Genomic DNA, 26,434 nt, shown 5'->3' on the forward strand with positions numbered 1-26,434 from the left:
TCGTAGAGACCTACTAGTGGTGATCCACCAGCGTCCACGACGGGGCCGTCGGGCGGGCGGCGTCAGTGCGCGCCGGTGCCCGTGAGCGAGCGGACCTCCAGCTCGGCGTACTTGCCGGTGTCGGGCTCCTCCTTGGACAGGATCGTGCCGAGCCAGCCCAGCAGGAAGCCGACCGGGATGGAGATGATGCCGGGGTTCTCCAGCGGGAACCAGTCGAAGTTCGCCCCCGTGAACATCGAGGTGGGCTTGCCCGAGACCACCGGCGAGAAGAGCACCAGGCCGACCGCCGTGATCAGACCGCCGTAGATCGACCACAGGGCGCCCTGGGTGGTGAACCGCTTCCAGAAGAGGCTGTAGAGGATCGTCGGCAGGTTGGCGGAGGCGGCGACCGCGAAGGCGAGCGCGACCAGGCCGGCCACGTTCAGGTCGCGGGCAAGGGCGCCGAGGCCGATGGACACCACGCCGATGGCGATCGTGGCGTAGCGGGCGGCCCTGACCTCCTCCTTCTCGGTGGCGGTGCCCTTCCTGATCACGTTCGCGTAGATGTCGTGCGCGAACGACGAGGACGAGGCCAGCGTCAGACCGGCGACGACCGCGAGGATCGTGGCGAAGGCGACCGCCGAGATGCTGGCGAGCAGGATCGCGCCCCAGGTCGAGTCGACGCCGCCGAGGTGCAGCGCGAGCAGCGGGGCCGCCGTGTTGCCCGCCTTGTTGGAGGCGATGATCTCTTCCGGCTTGATGAGGGCCGCGGCGCCGAAGCCGAGCGCGATGGTCATCAGGTAGAAGCCGCCGATGATGCCGATCGCCCAGTTCACGGACTTCCGGGCGGCCTTGGAGTCGGGGACCGTGTAGAAGCGGATCAGGATGTGCGGCAGACCCGCCGTGCCCAGCACCAGTGCGATGCCCAGCGAGATGAAGTCGATCTTGGACGTCGAGGTGGCGCCGTACTTGAGACCCGGCTCCAGGAACGCGCTGCCCTTGCCGCTGTTCTCGGCCGCCGTGCCCAGCAGGTCGGAGATGTTGAAGTGGAACTTCAGCAGCACCAGGAAGGTGATGAGGATGGTGCCGGCGATGAGCAGCACGGCCTTGATCATCTGCACCCAGGTGGTGCCCTTCATCCCGCCGATGGTGACGTACACGATCATCAGGACGCCGACCAGGGCCACGATACCGATCTTGCCGCCGTCGCTGGTGATGCCGAGGAGCAGCGAGACCAGGACGCCCGCGCCCGCCATCTGGGCCAGCAGGTAGAAGATCGAGACGACGATCGTGGAGGTGCCGGCCGCGGTGCGCACGGGGCGCTGGCGCATCCGGTACGCGAGGACGTCACCCATCGTGTAGCGGCCGGAGTTGCGCAGCGGTTCGGCGACCAGGAGCAGCGCCACCAGCCAGGCCACGAGGAAGCCGATGGAGTACAGGAAGCCGTCGTAGCCGAAGAGGGCGATGGCTCCCGCGATGCCGAGGAACGAGGCGGCGGACATGTAGTCGCCGGAGACGGCGAGTCCGTTCTGGAAGGCGCTGAACTGGCGCCCGCCCGCGTAGAAGTCGGCCGCGCTCTTGGTCTGCCGGCCGGCCCACACGGTGATGACGAGGGTGGCCGCGACGAAGACGGCGAACAGGGAGATGATCAGCGGCCGGTGCTCGCTGGCCTCTCCCGCCGCAAGCTGGAACTGGGTGATCGCGGGGCTCATGCGCCGCCCTCCATCCGGGATTTGATCGCCTCGGCCTTGGGGTCGAGCTGGGTGGCGGCGTGCCGCGAGTACCACCAGGCGATGAGGAACGTGGTGAGGAACTGGGCGAGACCGAGCACCAGGGCGACATTGATGTTGCCGAAGAGCTTGGTGCCCATGAAGTCGCCCGCGTAGTTCGAGAGCAGGACGTACAGCAGGTACCAGAGGATGAAGCCGACGGTCAGCGGAAAGGCGAACGACCGGTGGGCGTGGCGCAGTTCACCGAACTCGGCGCTCGCCTGGACCTCGACGAACTCCTCGGTGGAGGGGAGAGAGGGCTGGGGTTTCGAGGGGGGCGGTGCGTCGGTGGCCACGGAATCTCCTCGCATTGCGGGTGCGGTTGCGGACGGGGGCGGTGGGGGACGGTGGGGGGCTTGCCGAAGGTGACGGGGACGGACGGGGGACGGACATAGACGGCTCTGACCTCACATTGACGTGGATCACGTGAACCAGCGGCGGTGTCAGGGCCCCGGGGTGTGATCCGGCAGGGGCTCGATCGTGCTCGCGCTCCCTGCTCAAGGTCACGGCGCCACGCGTGGACCGGTTCAACTCACTGCATTTCTTTCGGAAGTCATCTCCGGATTTCATTGCTGGCCAGGTGGGACGGGGGATAGCTTCGCCCTGCACCACCCCGTCATGTACCTGCCCGAGCACCACCTGTGTTCGGGCAGTTCCGTTTTCGGATGATGTGGAGACCCCATGGTTCATCTGCGTTCCAGACGCCGCCTCGCGCTCGCCGTTCCGGTCGTTCTGTCGCTCACCGCCTCGCTCGGCTTCCTGCCGGCCGCCGCGTCCGCGGCCTCGGACACCCCGTCCGCCGTGACGAGCGCGGACGCTCCGACCGTGCCGTACGTGGTCAACACCAGGGCGGACCACCGCACGGTCGAGTCGGTGAAGAAGGCGATCGCCGCGGCCGGCGGCAGCGTGGTCTACGCGTACGAGAAGATCGGTGTGATCGTCGTCCAGTCGGCCAACCCGGACTTCGGCAAGCAGATACGCGCGGTGCGCGGGGTGCAGTCGGCGGGTGCGACGCGGACCGCGCCGCTGACCGCGGCGGGGACGACGGACGAGGGCGCCGCGCAGCCGCTGTCGGCCAAGGAGGCCGCCAAGGTCTCCGGGACGGCCGCCGCGGGCCAGGAACCGCTCGAGAACGAGCAGTGGGATCTGCGCGCGATAGGCGCCGACCAGGCCGCGCGGATCAACCCGGGCAGCCGCAAGGTGACCGTCGCCGTGATCGACAACGGCGTCGACGACACCCACCCGGACCTCGCCCCGAACTTCTCCGCGGCACAGTCCGCGAGCTGCGTGGGCGGCAAGGCCGACACCACGTACGGCGCCTGGCGTCCGGCGAAGCCCGAGCACTACCACGGCACGCATGTCGCCGGTGAGATCGCCGCGGCCCGCAATGACATCGGCGTCGCCGGTGTCGCCCCGAACGTCAAGGTCGCCGGCATCACGGTGGCCGACCCGGTCAGCGAGCTGTACTTCCCCGAGAGCGTCGTCTGCGCCTTCGTGTTCGCCGCCGACCACGGCGTCGAGATCACCAACAACAGCTACTACGTGGACCCGTGGCTGTACAACTGCATGGACGACCCCGACCAGCGGGCCATCGTCGACGCGGTGAACCGGGCCCAGCTGTACGCCCAGAAGAAGGGCACCCTCAACTTCGCCTCGGCGGGCAACTCCAACCACGATCTCGACTCGGACGCCATCGTCGACGACTCCAGCCCGGACGACACGACGCCGGTCCCCCGGACGATCGACCCGCACGAGTGCTTCGACGTGCCGACCCAGCTGCCGGGCGTGGTCACCGTCAGCGCGACGGGCGTGCAGAACCTCAAGTCGTACTACTCCTCGTACGGCGAGGGCGTCATCGACATCGCCGCGCCGGGCGGCGACCGGCTCTACCAGATCCCGGACACCCCGTCGAAGAACGGGCGGATCCTGTCCACCATGCCCAACAACGCCTACGGCTATCTGCAGGGCACCTCGATGGCGTCGCCGCACGCCGCCGGTGTCGCCGCGTTGCTGAAGTCCACGCACCCGTGGGCGACTCCGGCCCAGCTGCAGGCGCTGCTCAAGGCCCAGGCCGACAACCCGGGCTGCCCCGACTCGTACGACCAGAACGGTGACGGCACGCAGGACGCGGTCTGCGAGGGCGGCAAGCGTGTGAACGGCTTCTACGGATTCGGCATCGTCAACGCGCTGCGTGCGGTCAAGTAGCCGCGGCGCCACCCCCTTTGAGCCTCCCGCACGGCTCGTACCGCTCGTACCGCGAACGAACTGGAGATTTCTCATGAACGCGCCTCACCCGCGCTCCCGGCGCGCGATAGCGATCCCGCTGGGGATGGCCGTGGCGACGGCCCTCGCCTTCCTGCCGAACGTGAGCGCGTCGGCGGCCGACAGCGCCGCTCCGCAGGCCACGGCGGCGGACGCGACCGCGCTCAGCTACATCGTCAACGTCCGTCCCGGGCACGGTCCCTCGGCGCACGTGAAGAAGGCCGTGGCCCAGGCGGACGGCACGATCGTGGCGTCGTACGACCACATCGGCGTACTCGTCGTCCACTCGTCGAACGCCGACTTCGCCAAGACGATCCGTGACGTGCGCGGGGTGGAGTCGGCCGGTGCCACGCGCAACGCGCCGCTGCCCGCGCAGTCGACCACCGACGAGGGCACACCGAAGGCGCTCACCGCGCAGCAGGTCGCCGACGCCCAGTCCGCCGCCGGGCAGGACCCGTTGGAGTCCCTGCAGTGGGACCTGGCCGCCATCAAGGCGGACAAGGCGCACGAGAAGACACTGGGCAGCAGGAAGGTCACCGTCGCGGTGATCGACACCGGCGTCGACGACACCCACCCCGACATCGCGCCGAACTTCGACCGTGACGCGTCGGTCAACTGTGTGTCGGGCGCGCCGGACACGGCCGACGGAGCCTGGCGGCCCAGCGCCGCCGAGAGCCCGCACGGCACGCATGTCGCGGGCGAGATCGCCGCCGCCAAGAACGGCATCGGCATGACGGGTGTCGCACCCGGCGTGAAGGTCGCGGGCATCAAGGTGGCCAACCCGGACGGCTACTTCTACACGGAGGCGGTGGTGTGCGGCTTCGTGTGGGCCGCGGAGCACGGCGTCGACGTGACGAACAACAGCTATTACACCGACCCCTGGTACTTCAACTGCAAGAACGACCCGGACCAGAAGGCCCTGGTCGACGCGATCACCCGCGCCTCGCAGTACGCGGAGAAGAAGGGCGCGGTCAACGTCGCGGCGGCGGGCAACGAGAGCTACGACCTGGCGTCGGACGAGATCACGGACCCGTCGTCCCCGAACGACTCGACGCCGTCGGACCGGGTGATCGACCCGTCCGAGTGCTATGACATCCCGACCCAGTTGCCGGGTGTGGTCACCGTGGCGGCGACGGGCGCGAAGAACCTCAAGTCGTCCTTCTCCAACTACGGTCTGGGCGTCATCGACATCGCCGCACCCGGCGGCGACTCCACCAGCTACCAGCCGCCCGCCCCGCCCGCGACGAGCGGCCTGATCCTCGGCACGCTCCCCGGCGGCAAGTGGGGGTACATGGCCGGTACGTCGATGGCGGCGCCGCATGTCTCGGGGGTCGCCGCCCTGATCAAGTCGACGCACCCGCACGCCTCCGCCGCCCTGGTGAAGGCGCTGCTGTACGCCGAGGCCGACGGCACGCAGTGCACCGACCCGTACGACATCAACAACGACGGCAAGGTCGACGCCGTCTGCGAGGGCTCGAAGAACCACAACGGGTTCTACGGCTGGGGCACCGCGGACGCGCTGGACGCGGTGACGAAGTAACACCCGCACCGAAGACGGTGGTCAGGTGACACAGGGGCCGGGCGGCGGGGACCGCCCGGCCTCTGCGCTCCCCCGGCCCGGGTCGACATGTTGATTCAGCAACTGCACCCTCACCGGGCGGACCGAGGAGGGCGGGACACGGCTCATCCGGCCGGCACTGACACGGATGGCCGCATGGCGGCCGCACGCCTGCCCGGCCGGCACTGACACGGATGGCCGCATGGCGGCCGCACGCCTGCCCGGCCGGCACTGACACGGACGGCCGCATGGCTGCCGCACGCCTGCCCGGCCGGCACTGACACGGACGGCCGCATGGCTGCCGCACGCCTGCCCGGCCGGAGGATCCCGGGGGCGCGGCCTGTGCGGCGGCTTCCTGGCTCGCCGGGACCGACAGCGGGCTCGGACGGCTGCGGTACGCCCGGCCGCCGGTGTGCTTCGCGGGTGGGCCAGGCGACTGGTCCTGGCCGCCCGTGCTCTGGGGAGCGGATCCGGCGCGCTGGACCTGAGCCGCGCGGGCCGCCGGGAGCGTACGCAAGGCAGTTGCGGAGCGGCCAGATGCGTACAGCAGGACGAGCGGGGCGGTCCGCGGCGCACGGGGCCAACGAGGCGGCCGGACATTCGGGTTTGGGCAGAATGCCGTTCCCCCAGTTGTTTTCCTGGAGTTGCCCGGATCTGTGGCGTCTGGTGAAGATCTTGAGGTGACCTTGATACGACCGCCGTCCGAGGTGGGCGACGCGAGCGGTCCCGCGCGTCGCCCGGCCGCCGGGCGTGCCGTCGCCGTCCTCGTACTGGTGGCGCTGGCCGCGCTCATCCCGCTGCTCGGCCCGGCCGCCGCGCTGCGGGGCACCGGCGAGGCGGCCGCGCCCGGCGCGGGTGGCGTCGCCCTGCTGCGGACGGTCCTGTTCGGCGCGGTGTGCGTCGGCGCGGGCGAGCTGTTCGCCGCCGGGCTGGCCCGCCAGATACCGGGTGCGCCGCCGGTGGACCCGCCGCGCAGCTGGACTCCCTTCGCCGCGCTCGCCGGTTCCGTCGCCGCGCTGGGGCTCGCCTCCGTCGTGGCTACCGGCAATCTGGTGCCCCAGCACCTCGCGGACATCGACGTGGGCGGTCTGTACCGCACGCGGGAGGGCGCGCTGGCGCTGCTGGAGGTCAACGCGTTCGTGGTGGCCGGGCTGTGCGCCCTCTCGCGCCGGCCGGCCCGTCAGGTGTGGCCGCTGGCCGCGGTCGTCGTGGCGGAGGCACTGCGCGCCCATCCCCCGACGGAGCACAGCCCGCTGACCGGCTCGGCCCTGACGCTGGTCCACCTGGTCTGCGCGGCGGTGTGGGCAGGCGGACTCCTGAACGTGCTGCGGCTCCTGCGTGCCTGGCGCACCCCGGAGGCGGGCGCCGCCCTGCTCGGCCGCTACGCGCGCGTGGCGGCCGTCCTGCTCGCCGCGATCACCGCAACCGGGGTGTGCAGCACCCTGCGCCGGATGCCGCCGGGCACGGTCCTGGACCAGCTGACGACGACGGCGTACGGGCGCACCCTGCTCGCCAAGGTGCTCCTGGTGGCGGGCGTGGCCGTCCTCGCCCTGTGCGCCCGCCTCCGGCTGCGCCGCACCGCCGACCCGCTCAGCGCCTGCTCCCCCGCGCGGGCGGAGGTGGTGGCGCTGGGCGTGGTCGTCGCGGTCTCGGCGCTGCTCACGGCGGTGCCGCTGCCGATCCGGTGGTGAGCCACGGGGGCCGCCTGGTCGGGCCTGTCGGCCCGCGTGCGTCCGAGTCCGGGTCCGGGTCCGAGACCGAGTCCGGGTCCGGGTCCGAGTCCGGGTCCGTCCGGTGCAGGCCTCGCCCGTCGGGTGTGCGGCCTCGCCCGTCAGGCGTGAGTCCGGTCCGTCAGGCGTGCGTCCGGTCCGTCAGGCGTGCCGCCACGGCCGTCACAGGTGAACCCGCGTCCGGACTCAGTTGGCGACCATGACCTTGAGCGCGGTGCGCTCGTCCATCGCCCGGTAGCCCTCCGGTACGTCCTCCAGGGCGACGGTCCGGTCGAAGACGGGCGACGGGTCGATGGTGCCGTCCAGCACGTCGGGCAGCAGCTCGGGGATGTATGCGCGCACCGGCGCGACACCGCCGCGCAGGGCGATGTTCCGGTCGAACATGACACCGAGGTCGAGGCCGGTGCCGCTGCCGTGCGGGACGCCGACGAAGCCGATGGCACCGCCGTCCCGGGTGATGTTCACGGCCGTGCGCATGGACTGCTCGGTGCCCACCGCCTCCACGACGCAGTGCGCGCCCTGCCCGCGGGTGAGTTCACGTACGGCCTCCACCGCCGCGTCTCCCCGCTCGGCGACGACGTCCGTGGCGCCGAAGCGACGCGCGATGTCCGTACGCACCTCGTGGCGCCCGAGCGCGATGATCCGCTCGGCGCCGAGCCGGCTCGCGGCCAGCACCGCGCACAGCCCGACGGCACCGTCGCCCACGACGGCCACGGTCGCGCCGGGCCGCGCCCCCGCGCCGAGGGCGGCGTGGTGGCCGGTCCCCATGACGTCGGAGAGGGTGAGCAGGGCCGACAGCAGGTGGTCGTCGGAGGCCGCCTCCTTGGGCAGCCGCACCAGGGTGCCGTCGGCGAACGGCACGCGCACGGCCTCGCCCTGTCCGCCGTCGTACCCCACGGCGCCCCAGAAGCCGCCGTGCTCGCAGGAGGTGGTGAGCCCCTCCCGGCAGTAGTCGCAGACGCCGTCGGACCACATGAAGGGCGCGACGACGAGATCACCGCGCCGGACACCGGTCACGTCGGAGCCGGTCTCCTCGACGATGCCGAGGAACTCGTGCCCGATCCGCTGCCCCGGCTGCCGCTTCGCCTCACCGCGGTAGGCCCACAGGTCGCTGCCGCAGATGCAGGACCGCAGGACCCGTACGACCGCGTCGGTGGGCAACTGGACGAGGGGGTCGGGCACGTCCTCCACGCGCATGTCGAACGGGGCGTGGATGGTGGTGGCGCGCATGGCGAGGATCCTTCTCGGCTGATCGGCGACGGATGCGCTCAGGGGGTGGTCGAGCGCAGTTCACCGTACGCCGCCGTCGGTGCGGGTCGCTCGCCGAGGGCCCCCAGCACGCCGCGGACCAGCAGATACTGTGCCGCGGCATAGGTGAGCATGATCCAGAAGTCGGGCCGCGGGAGCTGCGGCCAGTCGGCGACGCCGGTCGCGATCAGGGTGTCCGAAAGCAGGAAGAGGGCACCGCCCGCTGCGGCCACGGGCCCGAGCCGGGTGGCTCCGTACGCCATCGCCGTCAGCAGCAGGCTGTAGCCGGCCACGGGCAGGCGCAGGCCGGCGGGGAGGCCGGGCCACAGCAGGGCGACGGTGCCGACGAGGAGGACGCCGTACGCGCCGGCGAGCCATGCTCCACGCGCGCGTGGAGCGCTTCTTGCGGACAGCCGCGCGGTCCTCCGGAAGAGCATGAGGTAGCACACGTGCCCCGCCGCGAAGGACGCCATCCCGGCGAGGAAGGCCGCGTCGGCGTCGAAGAGGAGCAGGATGTCGCCGGCCCACCCGAACAGCAGCGCCGCGACGAGCGGTGCGGGACCGCGCCGCACGGCGGCGTGGGCGGCGAGCAGGGGCATCAGCAGGGGCTTGGCGACGGTGTGTCCGGGGTCGTACCCGGCCGCCAGGGAGACGAGGTCCACGGCGGCCAGCAGGGCGAAGGAAGCGAGCAGCACACGCGCGTGGCGTGGGTTCACGCGACGGACTCCTTGACCGGCGGCTGCGCGGCGGCCGTCCGCGCGGGCTGCCAGCCGGGCCCCCGGAAGACCCGCCCGGCCCGCTCGCGCCAGCTCGCCGCCGCACGCAGGTCCCTGGCGATGGCGGCGTACTCATGGGTGGCCACACGCAGCGGGTTGTAGGTGGCGATGTTCTTGGTGAGCCCGTAGACGGGCCGGTCGGTCTCCGCGACGAAGGACCCGAAGAGCCGGTCCCAGACGATGAGGATCCCGCCGAAGTTGCGGTCCAGATAGCCGCCCTGGGAGGCGTGGTGGACGCGGTGGTGCGAGGGCGTGTTGAAGACGAACTCGAAGGGGCGGGGCAGCTTGCCGATGCGCTCGGTGTGGATCCAGAACTGGTAGACGAGGTTCGCCGAGGAGCAGAAGGCGAGCGCGGCGGGATGCACACCGAGGAGGATCAGCGGGACGTAGAAGGGCCAGACGGTGAGCGAGGTCCAGGGCTGGCGCAGCGCGGTCGTGAGGTTGAACTTCCGGCTGGAGTGGTGGACGACGTGGCAGGCCCAGAGGATGCGGATGACGTGATGCCCGCGGTGCGACCAGTAGTAGAAGAAGTCCTGGCCGAGCAGCATCAGCGGCACGGTCCACCACAGGACGGGCACGCGCAGCGGTGTCAGTTCGTACAGCCCCGTGTAGACCGCGACGATCGGGATCTTCCACAGGAAGTCGAAGACGAGACTCCCAAGACCCATGCCGACACTCGTCACGGCGTCCTTCGTCTCGTACCCCGCTTCCTCCTCGTCGGGGTGGAGCCGGACGCTCACGATCTCGATCACCGTGAGCAGCACGAAAGCGGGTATCGACCACAGCACGACATCGGGCAGGTTCGGCATGGGTGCACCGTAGGACGCCGGGTCGGCCGCGGCTAGACGTTGTTACTGACAAGTATTACCCGCGGTACGCGCTTGCTTCTTGGCGATCTCCACCAACGCCCGGCCCCGGCTGGGGCATCCTCTCGCCCCTCTCGGTCCCTGGGTCCTAGACCCCGGCCGCCCCCAGCAGGGCTCCCGCCGCGTAGGTCACCCCCATCGCGAGCGCCCCGCCTCCCACGTTGCGCAGGACCGCTCTCCCGGGGCCGGCCGCGCCGAGGCGGGCGCCGGACCAGCCGGTGAGGACCAGGGCGGCGAGGACCGACACCACGGTGACCGGCACCCGCCAGTCGCTCGGGGGCAGCACGATCGCGAGGAGCGGGAGCAGCGCGCCGACCGTGAAGGAGAGGAAGCTGGCCCAGGCCGCGTGCCAGGGGTTGGTGAGGTCGTCGGGGTCGATGCCGAGCTCCACGCTCGCGTGGGCCCGCAGGGCGTCCCGTTCCGTGAGCTGCTGCGCCGCCTCGAAGGCCACCGCGCGCGACAGCCCCCGCCCCTCCAGCAGCTCCGTCAGCTCCTCCAGTTCCGCCTCCGGCTCCTCCCGCAACTCGCGGCGCTCCGTCGCCAGCGCGGCCTTCTCGGAGTCGAGCTGGGTGGACACGGAGACGTACTCGCCGGCCGCCATCGACATGGAGCCGGCGAGCAGGCCCGCCAGCCCCGCCGTCAGCAGCGACCCGCGGTCACTCGTCGCGCCGGCCACTCCGACGACGAGTCCGGCGGTGGAGACGATGCCGTCGTTGGCGCCCAGGACCGCGGCCCGCAGCCAGTTCAGCCGCGAGCCGAGCGCGCCGCCGTGGGGCTCGTCGTGCGTGGATTCCGTCACACCGGGAGGATCGCACCCCGGGCGGCTTCCACCCGGTACCGACCCGTCACCAGACCCGTACCGAGCCGCCCCGCGCGAACACCGGGCTCGTCGCGTCGGCCGGCGGGGTGACGAGCGGTTCCGCCACCTCCTCCACTGTGGGCCCCACCTTCGCCGCGATCGGGTCCAGCAGGTCCAGGTCGAAGCCGTACACGCGGGCCGCGTTGCCGCCGGCCATCGCGGTGATCTCCTCGCGCGGCAGCCCCGCGTACGCGATCCGCAGTCCCTCGCGCGAGTAGGGGTAGGTGCCCTCGTCGTGCGGGTAGTCGCTGCCCCACATGATCTTGTCGAGGCCGATACGGCCGCGCAGCGGCACCTCGTGCGGGCGCATGAAGCTCGCGCCGACGAAGCAGTTGTCCCGCCAGACCTGCGAGGGCCCCTTGCCCATCGAGGCCGCGAGTCCCGCACCGAACTTCGACTCCGCCGTGGACGCCGCCGAAGCGGTGGACGGGCCCGAAGCGGTGGACGGGCCCGAAGCGGTGGACGCCTTGGTCGCGGCCGACACCAGGCGGCCGTGGTAGTAGTCCAGCATGTCCAGGACTCCGGGGATCCAGCCCGAGCCCTGTTCCGTCAGCACCAGTCGCAGGCCGGGGTGACGCCGGAACGCGCCGCCGAAGATCAGGTGCCACAGTGCCCGGTGCGAGAACCAGGTCGTCTCCACCATGAACACCGCCCGCGCGGCGGGTTCGTCGCCCAGGGGCGGCGACGCCGAGCCCGCGTGGTGGTTCACCGGCACCCCCAGCTCGGCACAGACCGCCCAGATCGGGTCGTACGCCGAGGAGTACAGCTCGGGCAGACCCGAACCCGGCGGCGTGCCCGGGAGCAACAGCCCGCCCCTGAGCCCCGCGTCCGCCGCCCAGCGGATCTCCTTCACCGCCTCGTCCACGTCGTTCAGCAGGATCTGGAACACGCCCGCCCGGCGGCCCGGCGCGGCGGCGCAGAAGTCCGCGAGCCAGCGGTTGTGGGCGCGCAGCCCCGCCCAGCGCCGCTCGAACTCCTCCGGGGTGGGCGCGGGCGCCATCAGGGAGGCCGACGGGAAGAACGGCGGAATCGTGTTCGGGAAGACCACCTCGGCGACGATCCCGTCCGCCTCCAGCTCCGCGAGGCGTCGCTCGGAGTTCCAGTTCTTGTCGGCCGTGTCGGCGAGGAGGTCCTCGTACGGATTGACGTAGCCGGCCGCCCACGCGTCGAACGCCTCGTGGTGCGCGCTCGCCAAGTACGGCCGGTAGTCCAGGAGATCGGCGCCCGCGTGGCAGTCCGCGGAGATCACCGTGTACCGGTCGGTCATGACGTGGTCCCCAGCACCGGGAAGTCGTGGTCCGTCAGCCAGTGCCGGCCCACCTCGCGCGAGCGGGCCCAGGACGCCTCGACGGCCGTCTGGTCCTCGGGCTGGCCGAGGTCGGCCGGGACGGGCCCGATGCGGCGGGCCAGCGGGGTGAGCGCGGCGACGTCGAAGCCGAAGACCTCCGCCGCGGCCAGGCCCAGCATGCGGCGGGTCTCGGGCACCGGGATGTCGTGGAAGGTCCGCGACAGCCACGCGCGCGTGTCGGGCCAGGTCCCCTCGGGATGCGGGAAGTCGCTGCCCCAGAGGATGTTGTCCACGCCGATCTCGTAACGCTGGGCCAGCTCACGGCGCTTGGTGTTGGTGGCGCAGATGAAGACCTGACGGTCCAGGTACTCGTGCGGGGGCCGTCGCAGCTCCGCGAAGGGCGACAGCTTCTTGCCCCCGTGCGCGCCGAGGTAGAGGCGGTCCATGAACCACAGGAGATTCGGCAGCCACCAGCAACCCGACTCCGCCACCCCGAACTTGAGGCCGGGGTGGCGCTCGAAGACGCCCGACCAGAGCAGGAACCAGAGGGGGCGGGCCGGCCACCAGGTGACCTCGGAGACGTAGATTCCGAGGTGGTCGCCGTACTCGTGGCGCGGGGCCGCGCCGGAGTGGGTGAGCACGGGCATCGCGCACTCGGCGGCCGCGGCCCACACGGGGTCGTAACGGCGGTCGTGGTACGGCTCCTTGTCGACCCACATGGAGGGGATCATCAGGGCGCCGAGGCCCGACTCCTTGGCTCGGTGGATCTCGGCCACCACGCGCGACGGCTCGGCCGTGACGGGCAACAGGGCGACCCCGCAGTGCCGTTCGGGGTGCTCACCGACGAACTCCGCGAGCCACCGGTTGTGCGCCTGGGCACCCGCCATGCCGAGTTCGGGGTCCTGGTCGCCGGAGAGGCCGAGGCCCACCCCGAAGGGTGCGGCGGTCCGGCTGTCCACGGCGTCGGCGTCCGGGAAGACGACCTCGGCGGCCACACCATCGCCGTCCAGTTCCTTGAGACGCTGAGCGGTGTCCCAGCCGCCGCGCAGCCCCTCCTCGTTGTCCTGGAACCACCGGTCAGCGAAGGCCTCGTTCCGGATGCCCAGGCGGGTCATCTCCTCGCGGCGCCGGTCGCGCCCCGCGAGGAACTCGTCGAAGTCCCGGTGGAACCGGGAGTCCAGATAGGGCCGGTACTCCTCGGTGGGCAGCCCGGCGTGGCAGTCGGAGGAGATGATCAGATAGGGGTCCCGGTCGGCCACCGTCGCACGCCCTTCGGTGCGTTCGGTTCCTGAAGCAGTCGTCGCACGTCCCTCGGTCCGGTCGGTTCCCGATGCGGTCGTCGCACGCCCCTCGGTGCGGTCAGTCCCTGATGCGGTCGTCGCACATCCCTCGGTCCGGTCAGTCCCTGATGCGGTCATCACACGCCCTTCAGTCCAGTCAGTCGAGGATGAAGTTCTCCAGGTACGACGGCTCGGCGCGGTCGAGCATCGACTGCGCCCGAGCCCGAATCTGCCGGTCGCTGTGCTCGCTCTCGGGCAGCAGCCAGAAGCGGTCCGCACGGATCCCCGCGGCGACCAGGTCGGCCACCTCCTCGACCGGGGTGAAGCTCACGTCCCGGCCCGCCTCCTGCATCGCGGCCTCCCACTGGCCGAGGCTGCGGTAGGGAGTCCTGCGCGGGTGCTGTTTCGCGTACCGCTCGGGGCGGTTGCGGTGCGACTCCCACAGGCCGGTGCGGAGCATGTGGGGCCCGGGGAAGAGGACGGAGGCGCCCACGCGCGCGTGCTCCGCCTTCAGATGCGCGTACAGGGACTCGGTCATCGTCACGACGGCCGCCTTGGTCACGGCGTACACCGACGCGGTGGGCAGCGGCGCGATCCCGCCGTCGCCCGACGACGTGTTGACGACATGGCCCGGCTCACCCGAGGCGAGCATCCGCGGTACGAAGGCCTGGATGCCGTGGAAGACGCCCCAGACGTTGACCGCGAAGGCCCACTTCCAGTCGTTCGGATCGTGCTCCCACATCCGGCCCTCGGCCCCCGAGCCGACACCCGCGTTGTTGCACAGCACGTGCACCGCGCCGTACGTCCCGTACGCCGACTCGGCCAGCGCGACGACCTGCTCGCGCTCGCCGACGTCGACCACGCGCGCGTGCACCTCGGCGCCCGCCAGCCGCAGTTCGGCGGCGGCCTTCTCCAGGGCGCCCTCCTCGACGTCCGCGAGGACCACCTTCAGGCCGTCGGCGGCGAACCGCCGGGCCATCGCGAGCCCGATCCCGCTCGCCGCGCCGGTGACGACGGCGACCTGTCCTGCGCCGAGTCGCATCAGGCACTCCCCCCGGGCGGTCCGTCGAGGATCTGCTGCGGATCGTCGTAGCGCTGGTGGATGTACGGCAGCAGGGCCTGCGCGCCGACCCGTTCCACGACCTCGCCCCGCTGGTCGGTGGTCTTCTCGGCGATCGTGATCCCCACCAGTTCCCGTACGGGGAGGTCGGCGACGGGGTCGTACATCGATTCGCGCAGTACGACGTCTCCGGTGATCCGCTCCAGCCGGCGCACCTTCTCGTTGCGCAGGCAGTGGACCAGGAAGGCATCGCCCTCCAGGCCCGAACCGTCCACCGCGGGAAGGAACTTGAAGTAGACGTCGGTCTTCGGCGCGGGCTCCGGGAGCGGCAGGTTCCCGCTGACCGCGCCGCGCACCTCGACGAACGCGATGCCGTGCCGGGCCAGTGCCGCCCGTACGACGAGACCCTCGCGCTCGACGGTCACCTCGCCGAGCTTCTTGGGTTCGCCGAAGACCTCGCGGCCGCCGGTGAGGGCCCGCTCATGGGTCATCGGCATGACCAGCGGGTACCAGCCCTCGACGCCGTCGTGCTGGGCCGCGACGGCGAACGAGCCCGCGCCGAGCGGATATCCGGTCAGGTCGACCTTGCTGATGTTCACCCGCACCAGTGGGCGCCCCGTGGGTTTGAGAGGCGGCGGCAGGACCGCCGCGACCGCGTCCGGATCGCTCTCCCAGAGGGCCACCACACCGGTGGACCAGATGTCGGGAAGCCTGGCGCCCACGGTGCGCGCGGCGGCGATCTCCGCCTCGGTCCGCGCCCCGTACCGCACTCGTGCCATGTCGTCGTACCGCCCTTCACTGATGAACCGTCAGGAGGGTGCTCTGTAACAGGGTTACAGCAGACCTCGTGAAGGGTAAATACGCATGCGTCAAACGGAATTGGGGATGCGCAGCGCCCTGGGCGCCGGGAGAGGGAGCACCGTGGGCAGACCGGCACTCACGCGCGACGACGTCCTGGAGGCGGCCGCCGGCCTCGTGAAGCAGCACGGACCCGGGGCCCTGACCATGCGCAAGCTCGCCGCCGAGCTGGGCACCGCGGTCACCTCGATCTACTGGCACGTCGGCAATCGCGAGTCCCTGCTCGACGCGCTCGTCGAACGGACCGTCGCCGACCTCGGCGAGATCCGGCCGGCCGGCCGCACGCCCGCGCAGCGCATCGTGTCCGTGGCCCGTATCCTGCGCCGGCGGTTGCGTGCCCATCCGCACCTGATCGCGATGGTGCACGAACGCGGCCTGACGGAACGGATGTTCCTACCCGCGCAGCAGGCCCTGGTGCACGAGGTGCACGCGGCGGGACTGCGGGGCTCGCGGGCCGCCGAGGTGGTACGCGCCGTCCACTTCCAGGTCGTGGGCCATGTCCTCGTGGAGCGCGCCCGCGAGCGCGCACCCGGCCGGCGACCGGGCGAGCCCGAGCTGTGGGAACCGGGTACGGCCGAGGGCGACTCCGCACTGGCCCGCGCCCTGGCCCGCCCGGCCGATCCCGAGCGGCTGTTCACGGCGTCCGTGCGGGCCCTGGTCGACGGTCTCCTCTCAGCGGAGTGAGGGAGGCCACTCCGAGGCCACTACGGGTGGACCGGACGGACGCCACGCGCCGGCGCCGGCAGCCCTGCCCGCACGGTCGGCGCCCACACACCGGCGGCCCGCCCACTCGACCGGCACACCTCCTCCGCAGCTCCTCCGCGCCGCCCCTCCGCAACTCCTCCGCGCCGCCCCTCCGCAGCTCCTCCGCGCAGCTCCTCCGTACAGTCGACACCCCGTCCGATTTCGCAGTAATTGCCCTGAGAATCCGTCAGAAAGGCGTGCGGGTACGGTCCTGCGGGCGCACCGCCTCTCCGTGGCAGCCGGTCGCGGCGCGGCGACGGGCCCGGGCCGTCACTGTCCGAGGCGCCCCGTATCCTCATGGACCATGCTCGAAGACCTCACGACCGCAGCGTCCCCAGCCCCCTGGCCGGCCGCGTATCCGAAGGGATACGCGGTCGTTGACGTGGAGACCACCGGGCTGGCCCGGGACGACCGGATCATTTCGGCCGCCGTCTACCGGCTGGACGCACGCGGCGAGGTCGAGGACCACTGGTACACGATGGTCAACCCGGAGCGGGATCCGGGCCCGGTGTGGATCCACGGTCTGACGAGCGAGATGCTCGAAGGCGCACCGCTCTTCCCGGACATCGCCGAGGAGTTCGCGTCCCGCCTCGCGGACCGGGTGCTCGTCGCGCACAACGCCGTCTTCGACTGGTCCATGATCGCCCGTGAGTACGCGCGCGCGGAGAGCGAGGCGCCGGTCCGTCAGCGCCTGTGCACCATCGCCCTGTCCAAGGAACTGCGGCTGCCGCTGCCCAACCACAAGCTGGAGTCGCTGGCCGCGCACTTCGGCGTCGTACAGCAGCGGGCGCACCACGCGCTGGACGACGCGCGTGTGCTCGCCGAGGCGTTCCGGCCGAGCCTGCGGGCCGCCGCGCGCGACGAGGTCCGGCTGCCCCTCCTCGAGTGCCGGCCGCTCACCGAGTGGTCCGGCGCGCCGCGGATCGGACAGCAGTCGACCGGCGGCCTGTCCTCCGGGGGCTACGGGTCGGGCAGTTGGCGGCCCTCCCGCAAGCGCCCCGCCTGCCCGTACCCCAACCCGGGCCGGTACGAGGACGGAAAATTGCTCAAGCAGGGCATGCGGGTCGCGTTCTCCGGGGACACCTCGGTCGACCGTGAGCTGCTGGAGGACCGCGCCGTCGAGGCCGGTCTGCACATCGCGACGAGCCTGTCCCGGCTCACCAGCCTGCTCGTCACGAACGACCCCGACTCGGGCACGTCCAAGGTGGTCAAGGCCCGGCAGTACGGGACGCCGGTGATCGACGAGGCCGCGTTCGGACAGCTGCTGCGGGACGTGGAGCCGGCCTCGGGGGCGTGAGCACCCTCGACCCGGCCCGTCTCAGGAGCGTCAGCACCCTCGACCATCGCCGCGGCCCCGGCCGCCCCGAGGCGTGAGCACCCTCGCCCCGGCCGGCCTCGCCCGTGGGGCCGCACCCGCCCGCAGGCCCGACGTCAGACGGGTGATTGCCGGGCGACTCGCCCACCGCCCGCTCGCCCGATCCGCGTCGGCGCCCCACCCTGTGGCGCATGGCGAGATGTGAAGTATGTGGCAATGACTACGGTATGACGTTCGAAATCCATGCACAGGGCTCGGTGCATGTCTTCGACTGCTTCTCCTGCGCGATTCACCGCATGGCCCCCATCTGCGAGCACTGTCGCGTCCAGATCATCGGCCAGGGAGTGGAGGTCGAGGGCCACTGGTACTGCGGCGCCCACTGCGCCCGCGCGGAGGGAAGGGTGGGCATCATCGACAAGGTCTGAGCCGGGCCGGGCCCGGCCGCGGCCCCTGCCGGGACCCTCCCGGCGGGGGCCGATTCGTGCGGGGTAACGTCATTGGGGTGTACCGCTTCCTGTTGTCCCGGCAGTGGGTGATTCTCACCCTTCTGATGCTCGCGCTCATCCCGACCATGATCGAGCTGGGCTTCTGGCAACTGCACCGCCACGAGCACAAGGTGGCGCTGAACACCGTGATCTCCAACTCGCTGGCCGCCGAACCGGTGTCCGCCGAGTCGCTGACCGGGCCGGGCCGGCACGTCAGACACGACGACCTGTACCGCCGGGTCACCGCGAAGGGCACCTTCGACACCGCGCACGAGGTCGTGGTGCGCCGCCGTACGAACTCCGACGGCGAGGTCGGCTTCCACGTCCTGACCCCCTTCGTCCTGGACGACGGGCGGGTGCTGGTGGTGAACCGGGGCTGGATCCCCGCGAACGGCGTACAGACCGCGTTCCCCAAGGTCCCCGCGCCCGCGAAGGGCGAGATCACCGTCACCGGCCGGCTGATGGCCGACGAGACGACCGCCGACAGCGGCATCAAGAACGTCCAGGGGCTGCCGGACCGTCAGGTCATGCTGATCAACAGCGCCCAGGAGGCGAAGCGGCTCGGCAAGCAGGTCCTCGGCGGCTACATCGAGCAGACCTCGCCGGCCCCCAGGGGCGGCTCCCCCGAGCTGATCCCCGACCCGGAACACAGCGACATCGGTCCGCACATGGCGTACGCCATCCAGTGGTGGCTGTTCTCCGCGGGCGTCCCCGTGGGCTGGGTCGTCCTCGTCCGCCGTGAGCGCCGGGACCGGGCGGAGGCCGCCGCGAAGGAGACCACGCCGGAGGCGACCCCGGCCGCCGTGTAGACCCCTGGCCCCCTCGACCCGTACACCCGTACACCCGTACACCCGTAGACCCGTACGGCCCGGACGACCGCAGCCGGCGTGCAGACCCGCAGCGCCATACGGCCCGGGGCAACCCCGGCCGCCGTAAAGACCCCTACGGGCCAGGGCAGTCCCCGTCGAGACCCGCCGCCCCACCCCACCCGCACCCCTTCGGCTGCTCACGCCACTCCGGCGGCCCGATTGGCGGTCGTTCGCTTCGGGAACCCGTCCACCGTGCAACGACGCATCGAGGACTACGCGCTCATCGGCGACGAACAGACGGCCGCCCTGGTGGGGCGCGACGGCTCGGTCGACTGGCTGTGTCTGCCACGGTTCGACTCGCCCGCGTGCTTCGCGGCGCTGCTCGGCGGCGACGACCACGGCCACTGGCGCCTCGCGCCCAAGGGCGCGGGCCCGTGCACCCGCCGCGCGTACCGGCCCGACACACTGGTGCTGGACACGGAGTGGGACACCGAGGAGGGCTCGGTGCGCGTCACCGACCTGATGCCGCAGCGCGAGCACGCCCCCGATCTCGTACGCGTCGTCGAAGGGCTCAGCGGCCGGGTGACGATGCGCGGCACCCTCAGGCTGCGCTTCGACTACGGCTCGGTCGTGCCGTGGATGCGCAGGTCGGACGGCCAGCGCGTGGCCGTGGCGGGGCCGGACGCGGTGTGGTTTCGCAGCGAGCCGCCCGTGCGCACCTGGGGCAAGGACTTCCGCACGCATTCGGAGTTCACCGTGGAGGCCGGCGAGAAGGTGGCCTTCGTGCTCACCTGGCACCCCTCGCACCGGCCGCGCCCGCCGCTCTGCGATCCCTTCGACGCGCTGCGCTCCAGCGTCGAGGACTGGCAGGAGTGGGCGGCGCGCTGCCGCTACGAAGGGCCGCACCGGGACATCGTCGTACGGTCGCTGATCACCCTGAAGGCCCTCACCTACCAGCCGACCGGCGGCATCGTGGCCGCTCCCACCACCTCGCTCCCCGAGGAGCTGGGCGGCATCCGCAACTGGGACTACCGCTACTGCTGGCTGCGCGACGCCACGCTCACCCTCGGCGCGCTGCTGTCCGTCGGGTATCAGGAGGAGGCCGAGGCCTGGCGTGACTGGCTGCTGCGAGCGGTCGCGGGCGACCCGGCGGACCTGCAGATCATGTACGGCCTCGGCGGCGAGCGCCGCCTCACCGAGTACGAACTGCCGTGGCTGCCCGGCTTCGCGGACTCCGCACCGGTCCGGGTCGGCAACGACGCCGTGGAGCAGTTGCAGCTGGACGTCTACGGCGAGGTCATCGACTCGCTCTCGCTGGCCCGGCGTGCGGGGCTGCCCATGAAGCCGCACATGTGGCGGGTGCAGGTCGCCCTGATGGAGTTCCTGCGCACCGCCTGGCGGCAGCCGGACGAGGGACTGTGGGAGGTGCGCGGGCCGCGCCGGCACTTCGTGCACTCGAAGGTGATGGCGTGGGTGGCCGCCGACCGCGCGGTCCGGACGCTGGAGTTCGACCCGAAGCTCACCGGCGACCTGGAGGGCTGGCGGGCGATGCGGGACGAGGTGCACCGGGAGGTGTGCGAGCACGGCTACGACGCCGAGCGGAACACCTTCACGCAGTCCTACGGTTCCCGCGAACTGGACGCCTCGACGCTGCTCATCCCCCGCGTCGGTTTCCTGCCTCCCGACGATCCACGGGTGATCGGCACGATCGACGCGATCCGCGACGAACTCGGCCACAGCGGTTTCGTGCGCCGCTACAGCACCGACGAGACCGACATCGACGGACTGCCGGGTGACGAGGGCACGTTCCTCGTCTGCTCGTTCTGGCTCGCGGAGGCGCTGCACATGACGGGCCGCGCCGACGAGGCGCGGGACCTGTTCGAGCGGCTGGTGGGACTGGCCAACGACGTGGGACTGCTCTCCGAGGAGTACGACCCCCTCGCCGGGCGCCAGCTCGGGAACTTCCCGCAGGCGTTCAGCCATATCGGTCTGGTGACCACCGCCCTCGCCCTGTTCGGGGACGAGAGGGCAGGATAGGGGCATGGATCTTGGACTGAAGGACCGTGTGTACGTCGTCACGGGAGCCACCCGTGGCCTGGGCAACGCCGCCGCGCGTGAGCTCGTCGCCGACGGCGCGAAGGTGATCGTCACGGGGCGGGACGAGAAGCGGGTGGCCGAGGCCGCCGCGGAGCTCGGCCCGAACGCCGTCGGTGTGTCCGCCGACAATGCCGACCCGGCGGTCGGTGACCGGCTGATCGGCGCCGCCCGTGAGCACTTCGGCGGGTTCGACGGCATTCTGATCAGCGTCGGCGGGCCGCCGCCCGGCTTCGTCGCCGACAACACGGACGAGCAGTGGACGGCCGCGTTCGAGTCCGTCTTCCTCGGTGCGGTACGGCTGGCCCGCGCGGCCGCCGCGGAGCTCGGCGAGGGCGGTGTCATCGGCTTCGTGCTCTCCGGCTCGGTGCACGAGCCGATCCCGGGGCTGACAATCTCGAACGGGCTGCGGCCCGGCCTCGCGGGCTTCGCCAAGTCGCTGGCGGACGAGCTGGGCCCGCGCGGCATCCGCGTCGTCGGCCTGCTTCCGGCCCGCATCGACACGGACCGGGTCCGCGAGCTCGACTCCCTCTCCGCCGACCCGGAGGCCACCCGCGCGGCCAACGAGTCCCGCATCCCGCTGCGCCGCTACGGCTTCCCGGAGGAGTTCGGCCGCGCGGCCGCGTTCCTGCTGTCGCCGGGGGCGTCGTATCTGACGGGCATCATGCTGCCGGTGGACGGCGGCATGCGGCACGGGTTCTGACCAGCTCCGGACCGCCGGCGTACGGGACGCCCGTGTACGGGACGCCCGTGCTCAACTGACGCGTTCGGCCCGGTGCTTGGCCGCGCCGAGACGGACCTCCGCGGGCAGCGTCGCGAGGCCGGCCGAGTCCCGGGCGTGCGCCAGTGCCTCGGCCGTCAGCAGGTGCAGCGTCTCCCGGGGGTCGGCGTGCGGCTGCAACTGGAGCTGCACCCGCGCCTCCGGGGCGCTGCGCCGCCCGGTCAGCAGGACCCGCGCCCGCTCGACGCCGTCCAGCCCCTCCGCCTCGCCGGCCAGTACGCCCTCCAGGGCCCGGCCGCGCAGCAGCGCGCCCTCGCCGTCGCCGGTGTCGACGAGGACCTCGGCGAGCCGGCGCCGCCGCAGCACGGCCGACAGCCACCACAGGGCGAGCAGCAGCAGGACGGCGAGCCCGGCGATGACGGCCGGCCACCACCAGCTCTCGTCCCGCCAGCGGGCCCGGTCGGCGTCGCTGAGCAGCACATCGTGCCGCCCGTCATGGATCCACCAGGAGGGCGGCTTCGCGCCGAGCCCGATGGCGAGCACGGAACCGCCGAGAACGACCAACACGAGTCCGGCGAGCCCCAGCAGCACCCGGTTGACGACCCTCAGCACGGACCTCACCCCTACCCTTTCCGGCCGGGACGGCCGACGTGCACCGACAGGGCGTGGCGCCGGGCGAGCCCGAGCCCTCTGATCCCGTCGGTGAGTGTGGCGTCCAAGTCGGCGCGTACGTCGTCGAGTTCACGGAAGTGCGAGAGGGCCCGGACGTCGACCTTCCGGCGCCCCACCCGGACCCGGACCGCGCGCACCCCGGAGACCTCCATGGCCCGGTCGCGCAGCACCAGGGCCGCGGCGCCGCGGTGCAGACCGGCCCGGACCTCGGCGTGCGGGCGCCGCATCGGCAGCACATCGCGCAGACCGGGGGTGACGGCGAGGACGACCAGCCAGAGCCCGAGGGCCACGGCGACACCGGCGCCGACGAGCACCCAGGTGTCGTCGAGGGGCCGTTCGGCGAGCTGCCGGGCGAGCCACTTGCGCCAGGCCAGGGCGGAGTGGTCGGCTCGTACGGCGGCAATGTCGTACAGCAGGACGCCCGCGGCCGCGAGGACCAGCAGCGCGACGAGGCCCGCCGGGACGCGGCGCACCGACCAGAAGCGGCCCTGTCCGTCGCCCTCGTCGTCGAGGGTGGGCAGGGGTTCGTACGCCGCGGCGGAGGCGGACTGGCCCAGTTCGCTCTCGGGCCCTTTCTCCATGACCTCCACGACCGGCAGCCGCTGGGTGCCGCCGCCTTCGGAGGTGCTCAAGGTGCTCTTCTCGTCCCGGGGCTCGCTCACTGCGTCCTCCCCTGTGCCGCGCCGGGCGCCTGTGCCAGGTGCAGCCGCTCCACCTGAACGGCCACCTCCGGTACTTCCATCCCCGCCAACGCCTTTACCCGCTGGGCGACATGACGACGCACCGCAGTGCACTGGCCACCGATGTCGGAGGGGTAGGCGAGGTCGAGGCTGACGCGGACCCGGGCGGTGTTGTGGCGCACCACGACGGTGGCGTGCGGGGCCGGGGCGTCCGCGGGGCGTGTCTCCAGCGTCTCGCGGGCGGCCTGCGCGGCGATCTTCGCGACGACCCGGTCGGCGATCCGGGTCGCACCGCGCTCTCCCGCCGGGACGGCCGTCACGGGCCGCCGCGTCTCACCGAGCCGGCCGGCCTGCGGCGCCACGCGTCACCGCCGCCGGTCGTCGCGGGAGCGGAAGAAGTCGCCGAGGTCCAGATCACCCTCCAGGAACCGCCCGACGACGAAGCCGACGGCCCCCAGGGCCGCCACCAGCACAAAGGCACCGAATCCACCGAAGTAGCCGGCGAAGCCCAGCGCCATTCCGGCGATCATGCCGATCACGGCCAAGCTCATGGTGCGCTCCTCCACAGTCCGGGTCGTCCGGTGGTCACTGGAGCCGTGACTCCGGCTCCTCGTCCTCTTCGTCCGGCAGCTTCACGTCGCTGACGGCGATGTTGACCTCGACGACCTCGAGCCCGGTCATGCGCTCGACGGCCGCGATCACGTTCTCGCGCACATCGCGGGCGACGTCCGCGATCGACACCCCGTACTCGACGACGATCTCCAGGTCGAGTGCGGTCTGCACCTCGCCGACCTCGGCCTTGACGCCGCGCGAGACGGACTTGGTGCCACCGGGCACCCGGTCCCGCACCGCTCCGAAGGTCCGGCTCAGCCCGCTGCCCATGGCGTGGACGCCGAGCACGTCCCGGGCGGCGAGCCCGGCGATCTTCTCCACCACTCCGTCGGCGATCGTGGTCCGCCCGCGCGTGGCCGGGTCTCCGCCGCCGCGCTTGGTCGTGCCGGTCCTGCGGGTCTGCGTGGTGCCGGGCAGTTCCTGTTCGCCCACAGGGTTATCCGGCCGCTTCCGCTCACTCATGTCGGTCATCGCCGTACATCCCTTCCGGTCGTCCTCCTTTGCTCACAGTAAGCGGGGTTGCGTGGTCTCGCGCCGGGGATGGGGCAGGCTGGAGCAATGACGGCGGACCGGTGGACACAGGCTGTACGGAATCAGTTGCGGCTCGGCAGACTGCTGCCTCTGGGTGACGCGCGCGACGGCGCGTGGATCACGGAGGAGGCGGCCGGCTCGGTCCTTCGGTACGCGGCCCATGCCCTACGCGGCATGCGTCTGGGCGCGCTCAGAGTCGCCCTCGCCGCCCCGGACCGGCTGGACGAGCCCGCGGTGCCGCCGCCGCCCAGCGCGTTGCCGCCCGGTCCGCTCCGGCTCACCGGGGAATTCACGGCCTCCGCGGACCCCACCGCTCAGGGCGCGGAACCACTGCCCACGACCGCGGCCCGGCTGCGGGACGCCCTGATCACAGCGGCGACGGGGCACCTCGGCCTGCGGATCACGGAGGTGGATCTGCGGGTGACGGACCTCCTGGGCCCGGACGAGACCCCCGACGCCGTACGCCCCACCGGTGCGGCGCCGGCCGAGATGCCGACCGGAGCCGAGGAGACACGGGTCGCCGCGGCCGCGTTGTCCGTCCCGGACGTCACCCGTCTGACCGACGCCATGGGCCAACCGGTCCACATCGAGGACCGCCCGGGGGACGGCGCGGGCGGCGGAAGTGCACTGCCGCGGCGCCATGTCCGCGTCGAGTTCGCCGTGTCGGCGGACGCCCGGGCCGTGGACGTGGCCCGCGCGGTCCGCGCGGCCGTGGCCAAGGCCCTGCCCGAACGGCCTTCCGTGGCCGTCGTCGTCACCGCGGTGGACAGACACCCCGTGATGTTCTGAACGGGGCGGGGAGGGACTACTCGCCGACCCCGGCGAGGTCGCGCAGGCGACGCGCCTGGGCGGCACGCTCAGCGGTGCGCTGCTCCTCGTAAGAGCGGTCCTGCGCCCCGCGGAGCAGGGCCTTGGTCTCGATCACCGCGTCGCGCGGGGCCGAGAGCAGGGCACCGGCGAGGTCCCGGACCGTGTCGTCGAGCTGGTCCGCGGGCACCGCGAGGTTGGCGAGCCCGGTGCGCTCGGCCTCTTCCGCCGTCACGAAGCGCCCGGTCGCGCAGATCTCCAGCGCACGGGCGTATCCCACGAGGCTCACCAGTGGATGGGTCCCCGTGAGGTCGGGCACGAGTCCCAGGCTGGTCTCGCGCATGGCGAACTGCACGTCGTCGGCGACGACGCGCAGGTCACAGGCGAGCGCGAGCTGGAAACCCGCACCAATGGCGTGTCCTTGCACGGCGGCGATGGACACGATGTCGCTGCGCCGCCACCAGGTGAACGCCTCCTGGTATTCGGCGATGGTCGCGTCGAGCTCGGTGTCGGAGCCGCGCGCGAGGTCGATGAACGACGGCTCGCCGTCGAAGCCCTCGGTCGTGAAGGCCTGCCGGTCGAGGCCCGCCGAGAAGGACTTGCCCTCGGCGCGCAGCACCACCACCCGGACGGAGCCGGGCAAAGACCGTCCGGCCTGCGTCAACGCCCGCCACAGCGCGGGACTCTGGGCGTTGCGCTTGGCCGGGTTGGCCAGTGTCACCGTGGCGATCGCGTCGTCGACGGTGAGCTGTACGCCGTCCTTGTCGATGAGCGGGTCGAGCGAAGCCATGGCAAGCCTCCGATGCGTGCGGTCACAGGAGATGCCGTACGACGGCATCCTTAAGTGACTGCACAGTAACCACCCGGTCGGTCAGCCGACCGCCCGGGTGGTCACCACCGAAGCCGATGGGGACGTCCGGCCTCAGGCCGAGGCGGCCTTCTTGCCGCGCGTCGCTCCGCCACGCCCACGGAGCGTGACTCCCGACTCGCTGAGCATCCGGTGCACGAAGCCATACGAGCGGCCGGTCTCTTCGGCCAGCGCTCGGATGCTCGCACCGGAGTCGTACTTCTTCTTCAGGTCTGCCGCGAGCTTGTCGCGCGCGGCGCCGGTTACCCGGCTGCCCTTCTTCAGAGTCTCGGCCACCCGTGCCTCCTCATGGGAAGTGCGCTCTGGACTTCTCATGATCACCCCTCCCGGGCCTCATGGCCACCCATTCGGCAAGGTCGGTAAGACAAGGTTTTGACGACAGGAGCCCGTCCCCACGAGTGGAATCCAGAATTCCGCACCGTGCTTTCCGTACGGCCGAACGGGTTCCTCCGCGAAGCGCCAGGTCAGCGACGCGAGACGGCCGAGCCCTTGGGAACCAAGGACTCGGCCGCGAAATCGATGTAGGACACACCTCGGTATGAGGAGATCTCACACAGATGATG

Annotated in this window: 27 protein-coding genes; 10 read left to right on the forward strand and 17 right to left on the reverse strand. The window is 71.8% G+C overall.

Features of this window, described 5'->3' with window-relative positions; all coding sequences use genetic code 11:
• Positions 1-62 precede the first annotated feature (62 nt).
• Positions 63-1,691 (reverse strand): cation acetate symporter, encoded by a 1,629-nt coding sequence (locus tag ACFVYF_RS00170; protein WP_389448377.1) that lies wholly within the window; start codon positions 1,689-1,691, stop codon positions 63-65.
• Positions 1,688-2,044, reverse strand: a complete 357-nt coding sequence (locus tag ACFVYF_RS00175) for a DUF485 domain-containing protein (RefSeq protein WP_389448380.1) — start codon at positions 2,042-2,044, stop codon at positions 1,688-1,690. Before ACFVYF_RS00175 ends, ACFVYF_RS00170 begins: the two co-directional genes overlap by 4 nt.
• Positions 2,045-2,429: 385 nt before the next feature.
• On the opposite strand from ACFVYF_RS00175, the gene ACFVYF_RS00180 reads away from it, so the two are divergent.
• From ACFVYF_RS00180 to ACFVYF_RS00190, 3 genes are all read left to right on the forward strand, one after another.
• Positions 2,430-3,953: a S8 family serine peptidase gene (locus ACFVYF_RS00180; protein WP_389448383.1), complete on the forward strand. Its 1,524-nt coding sequence runs from the start codon at positions 2,430-2,432 to the stop codon at positions 3,951-3,953.
• 73 nt (positions 3,954-4,026) lie between these two features.
• Positions 4,027-5,550, forward strand: a complete 1,524-nt coding sequence (locus ACFVYF_RS00185; RefSeq protein ID WP_389448386.1) for a S8 family serine peptidase — start codon at positions 4,027-4,029, stop codon at positions 5,548-5,550.
• Between the two features lie 698 nt (positions 5,551-6,248).
• Positions 6,249-7,259, forward strand: coding sequence for a CopD family protein (locus ACFVYF_RS00190; RefSeq protein WP_389448388.1), 1,011 nt, complete (start codon positions 6,249-6,251; stop codon positions 7,257-7,259).
• A 225-nt stretch (positions 7,260-7,484) separates the two neighbouring features.
• Here the strand turns inward: ACFVYF_RS00190 and ACFVYF_RS00195 are convergent, their stop codons facing one another.
• The 8 genes from ACFVYF_RS00195 to ACFVYF_RS00230 form a co-directional block, all read right to left on the reverse strand.
• The gene (locus ACFVYF_RS00195) at positions 7,485-8,528 is read right to left on the reverse strand and encodes a zinc-dependent alcohol dehydrogenase family protein (protein ID WP_389448391.1); all 1,044 of its coding nucleotides are present in this window, start codon (positions 8,526-8,528) and stop codon (positions 7,485-7,487) included.
• A gap of 38 nt (positions 8,529-8,566) precedes the next feature.
• Positions 8,567-9,262: a lysoplasmalogenase gene (locus ACFVYF_RS00200; protein WP_389448394.1), complete on the reverse strand. Its 696-nt coding sequence runs from the start codon at positions 9,260-9,262 to the stop codon at positions 8,567-8,569.
• Positions 9,259-10,131 carry a sterol desaturase family protein gene (locus ACFVYF_RS00205; protein ID WP_389448396.1) on the reverse strand — a complete coding sequence of 291 codons (873 nt, stop codon included), beginning with the start codon at positions 10,129-10,131 and terminating at the stop codon, positions 9,259-9,261. The genes ACFVYF_RS00200 and ACFVYF_RS00205 overlap by 4 nt, the downstream gene beginning before the upstream one ends.
• Positions 10,132-10,276: 145 nt before the next feature.
• Positions 10,277-10,987: a VIT family protein gene (locus ACFVYF_RS00210; protein ID WP_389448399.1), complete on the reverse strand. Its 711-nt coding sequence runs from the start codon at positions 10,985-10,987 to the stop codon at positions 10,277-10,279.
• Between the two features lie 46 nt (positions 10,988-11,033).
• A complete protein-coding gene (locus tag ACFVYF_RS00215) occupies positions 11,034-12,314 on the reverse strand; it encodes an amidohydrolase family protein (RefSeq protein WP_389448402.1) in 1,281 nt (426 codons plus the stop codon).
• The gene (locus ACFVYF_RS00220; protein ID WP_389448404.1) at positions 12,311-13,594 is read right to left on the reverse strand and encodes an amidohydrolase family protein; all 1,284 of its coding nucleotides are present in this window, start codon (positions 13,592-13,594) and stop codon (positions 12,311-12,313) included. The genes ACFVYF_RS00215 and ACFVYF_RS00220 overlap by 4 nt, the downstream gene beginning before the upstream one ends.
• Before the next feature lie 178 nt (positions 13,595-13,772).
• Entirely contained in the window at positions 13,773-14,657 is an 885-nt protein-coding gene (locus tag ACFVYF_RS00225) for an SDR family NAD(P)-dependent oxidoreductase (RefSeq protein ID WP_389448407.1), read from the reverse strand.
• Positions 14,657-15,454 (reverse strand): acetoacetate decarboxylase family protein, encoded by a 798-nt coding sequence (locus ACFVYF_RS00230; protein WP_389448410.1) that lies wholly within the window; start codon positions 15,452-15,454, stop codon positions 14,657-14,659. Before ACFVYF_RS00230 ends, ACFVYF_RS00225 begins: the two co-directional genes overlap by 1 nt.
• 142 nt (positions 15,455-15,596) lie before the next feature.
• On the opposite strand from ACFVYF_RS00230, the gene ACFVYF_RS00235 reads away from it, so the two are divergent.
• The 6 genes from ACFVYF_RS00235 (at position 15,597) to ACFVYF_RS00260 (ending at position 21,683) form a co-directional block, all read left to right on the forward strand.
• Positions 15,597-16,217 (forward strand): TetR/AcrR family transcriptional regulator, encoded by a 621-nt coding sequence (locus ACFVYF_RS00235; protein WP_389448412.1) that lies wholly within the window; start codon positions 15,597-15,599, stop codon positions 16,215-16,217.
• A 364-nt stretch (positions 16,218-16,581) separates the two neighbouring features.
• Positions 16,582-17,574 (forward strand): DEDDh family exonuclease, encoded by a 993-nt coding sequence (locus ACFVYF_RS00240; protein ID WP_389448415.1) that lies wholly within the window; start codon positions 16,582-16,584, stop codon positions 17,572-17,574.
• A 209-nt stretch (positions 17,575-17,783) separates the two neighbouring features.
• The gene (locus ACFVYF_RS00245; RefSeq protein ID WP_389448418.1) at positions 17,784-18,017 is read left to right on the forward strand and encodes a hypothetical protein; all 234 of its coding nucleotides are present in this window, start codon (positions 17,784-17,786) and stop codon (positions 18,015-18,017) included.
• A 77-nt stretch (positions 18,018-18,094) separates the two neighbouring features.
• On the forward strand, positions 18,095-18,886 hold the full coding sequence (locus ACFVYF_RS00250; RefSeq protein ID WP_389448420.1) for an SURF1 family protein: 792 nt from the start codon (positions 18,095-18,097) through the stop codon (positions 18,884-18,886).
• A 252-nt stretch (positions 18,887-19,138) separates the two neighbouring features.
• The gene (locus ACFVYF_RS00255) at positions 19,139-20,923 is read left to right on the forward strand and encodes a glycoside hydrolase family 15 protein (RefSeq protein WP_389448423.1); all 1,785 of its coding nucleotides are present in this window, start codon (positions 19,139-19,141) and stop codon (positions 20,921-20,923) included.
• A gap of 4 nt (positions 20,924-20,927) precedes the next feature.
• On the forward strand, positions 20,928-21,683 hold the full coding sequence (locus tag ACFVYF_RS00260; RefSeq protein ID WP_389448426.1) for an SDR family oxidoreductase: 756 nt from the start codon (positions 20,928-20,930) through the stop codon (positions 21,681-21,683).
• 51 nt (positions 21,684-21,734) lie between these two features.
• Here ACFVYF_RS00260 and amaP read toward each other — a convergent pair whose 3' ends face one another.
• Genes amaP through ACFVYF_RS00285 form a run of 5 tightly spaced genes read right to left on the reverse strand, consistent with a single transcriptional unit; the run spans position 21,735 to position 24,136 of the window.
• On the reverse strand, positions 21,735-22,313 hold the full coding sequence (gene amaP / locus ACFVYF_RS00265) for an alkaline shock response membrane anchor protein AmaP (RefSeq protein WP_389448429.1): 579 nt from the start codon (positions 22,311-22,313) through the stop codon (positions 21,735-21,737).
• Positions 22,314-22,324: 11 nt separating this feature from the next.
• A complete protein-coding gene (locus ACFVYF_RS00270; protein WP_389448432.1) occupies positions 22,325-23,035 on the reverse strand; it encodes a DUF6286 domain-containing protein in 711 nt (236 codons plus the stop codon).
• A complete protein-coding gene (locus ACFVYF_RS00275; protein ID WP_389448435.1) occupies positions 23,032-23,373 on the reverse strand; it encodes a hypothetical protein in 342 nt (113 codons plus the stop codon). The genes ACFVYF_RS00270 and ACFVYF_RS00275 overlap by 4 nt, the downstream gene beginning before the upstream one ends.
• Positions 23,374-23,418: 45 nt before the next feature.
• Complete coding sequence (locus ACFVYF_RS00280) at positions 23,419-23,604, reverse strand: hypothetical protein (protein WP_389448438.1); 186 nt, start codon at positions 23,602-23,604, stop codon at positions 23,419-23,421.
• A gap of 34 nt (positions 23,605-23,638) precedes the next feature.
• Positions 23,639-24,136, reverse strand: a complete 498-nt coding sequence (locus tag ACFVYF_RS00285; RefSeq protein ID WP_389448441.1) for an Asp23/Gls24 family envelope stress response protein — start codon at positions 24,134-24,136, stop codon at positions 23,639-23,641.
• Between the two features lie 87 nt (positions 24,137-24,223).
• Here ACFVYF_RS00285 and ACFVYF_RS00290 point away from each other — a divergent pair, with 87 nt between their 5' ends.
• Positions 24,224-24,985 carry a nucleopolyhedrovirus P10 family protein gene (locus tag ACFVYF_RS00290; RefSeq protein WP_389448444.1) on the forward strand — a complete coding sequence of 254 codons (762 nt, stop codon included), beginning with the start codon at positions 24,224-24,226 and terminating at the stop codon, positions 24,983-24,985.
• A 16-nt stretch (positions 24,986-25,001) separates the two neighbouring features.
• Here ACFVYF_RS00290 and ACFVYF_RS00295 read toward each other — a convergent pair whose 3' ends face one another.
• Complete coding sequence (locus ACFVYF_RS00295; RefSeq protein ID WP_389448447.1) at positions 25,002-25,793, reverse strand: enoyl-CoA hydratase/isomerase family protein; 792 nt, start codon at positions 25,791-25,793, stop codon at positions 25,002-25,004.
• Positions 25,794-25,925: 132 nt separating this feature from the next.
• Positions 25,926-26,147: a helix-turn-helix domain-containing protein gene (locus ACFVYF_RS00300; RefSeq protein ID WP_006123601.1), complete on the reverse strand. Its 222-nt coding sequence runs from the start codon at positions 26,145-26,147 to the stop codon at positions 25,926-25,928.
• Between the last annotated feature and the right edge of the window lie 287 nt (positions 26,148-26,434).

The sequence above is a fragment of the Streptomyces sp. NPDC058274 genome (genome assembly GCF_042881375.1).
Classification (GTDB): Bacteria; Actinomycetota; Actinomycetes; order Streptomycetales; family Streptomycetaceae; genus Streptomyces.

Excerpts from the sequence above, each read along its gene's own strand:
- ACFVYF_RS00215 (WP_389448402.1), bottom strand. The coding sequence starts at position 12,314 with ATGACCGACCGGTACACGGTGATCTCCGCGGACTGCCACGCGGGCGCC.
- ACFVYF_RS00205 (WP_389448396.1), bottom strand. The coding sequence starts at position 10,131 with ATGCCGAACCTGCCCGATGTCGTGCTGTGGTCGATACCCGCTTTCGTG.
- ACFVYF_RS00185 (WP_389448386.1), top strand. The coding sequence starts at position 4,027 with ATGAACGCGCCTCACCCGCGCTCCCGGCGCGCGATAGCGATCCCGCTG.
- ACFVYF_RS00170 (WP_389448377.1), bottom strand. The coding sequence starts at position 1,691 with ATGAGCCCCGCGATCACCCAGTTCCAGCTTGCGGCGGGAGAGGCCAGC.
- ACFVYF_RS00225 (WP_389448407.1), bottom strand. The coding sequence starts at position 14,657 with ATGCGACTCGGCGCAGGACAGGTCGCCGTCGTCACCGGCGCGGCGAGC.
- ACFVYF_RS00195 (WP_389448391.1), bottom strand. The coding sequence starts at position 8,528 with ATGCGCGCCACCACCATCCACGCCCCGTTCGACATGCGCGTGGAGGAC.
- ACFVYF_RS00295 (WP_389448447.1), bottom strand. The coding sequence starts at position 25,793 with ATGGCTTCGCTCGACCCGCTCATCGACAAGGACGGCGTACAGCTCACC.
- ACFVYF_RS00240 (WP_389448415.1), top strand. The coding sequence starts at position 16,582 with ATGCTCGAAGACCTCACGACCGCAGCGTCCCCAGCCCCCTGGCCGGCC.
- ACFVYF_RS00290 (WP_389448444.1), top strand. The coding sequence starts at position 24,224 with ATGACGGCGGACCGGTGGACACAGGCTGTACGGAATCAGTTGCGGCTC.
- ACFVYF_RS00180 (WP_389448383.1), top strand. The coding sequence starts at position 2,430 with ATGGTTCATCTGCGTTCCAGACGCCGCCTCGCGCTCGCCGTTCCGGTC.
- ACFVYF_RS00230 (WP_389448410.1), bottom strand. The coding sequence starts at position 15,454 with ATGGCACGAGTGCGGTACGGGGCGCGGACCGAGGCGGAGATCGCCGCC.
- ACFVYF_RS00285 (WP_389448441.1), bottom strand. The coding sequence starts at position 24,136 with ATGACCGACATGAGTGAGCGGAAGCGGCCGGATAACCCTGTGGGCGAA.
- ACFVYF_RS00260 (WP_389448426.1), top strand. The coding sequence starts at position 20,928 with ATGGATCTTGGACTGAAGGACCGTGTGTACGTCGTCACGGGAGCCACC.
- ACFVYF_RS00280 (WP_389448438.1), bottom strand. The coding sequence starts at position 23,604 with ATGAGCTTGGCCGTGATCGGCATGATCGCCGGAATGGCGCTGGGCTTC.
- ACFVYF_RS00245 (WP_389448418.1), top strand. The coding sequence starts at position 17,784 with ATGGCGAGATGTGAAGTATGTGGCAATGACTACGGTATGACGTTCGAA.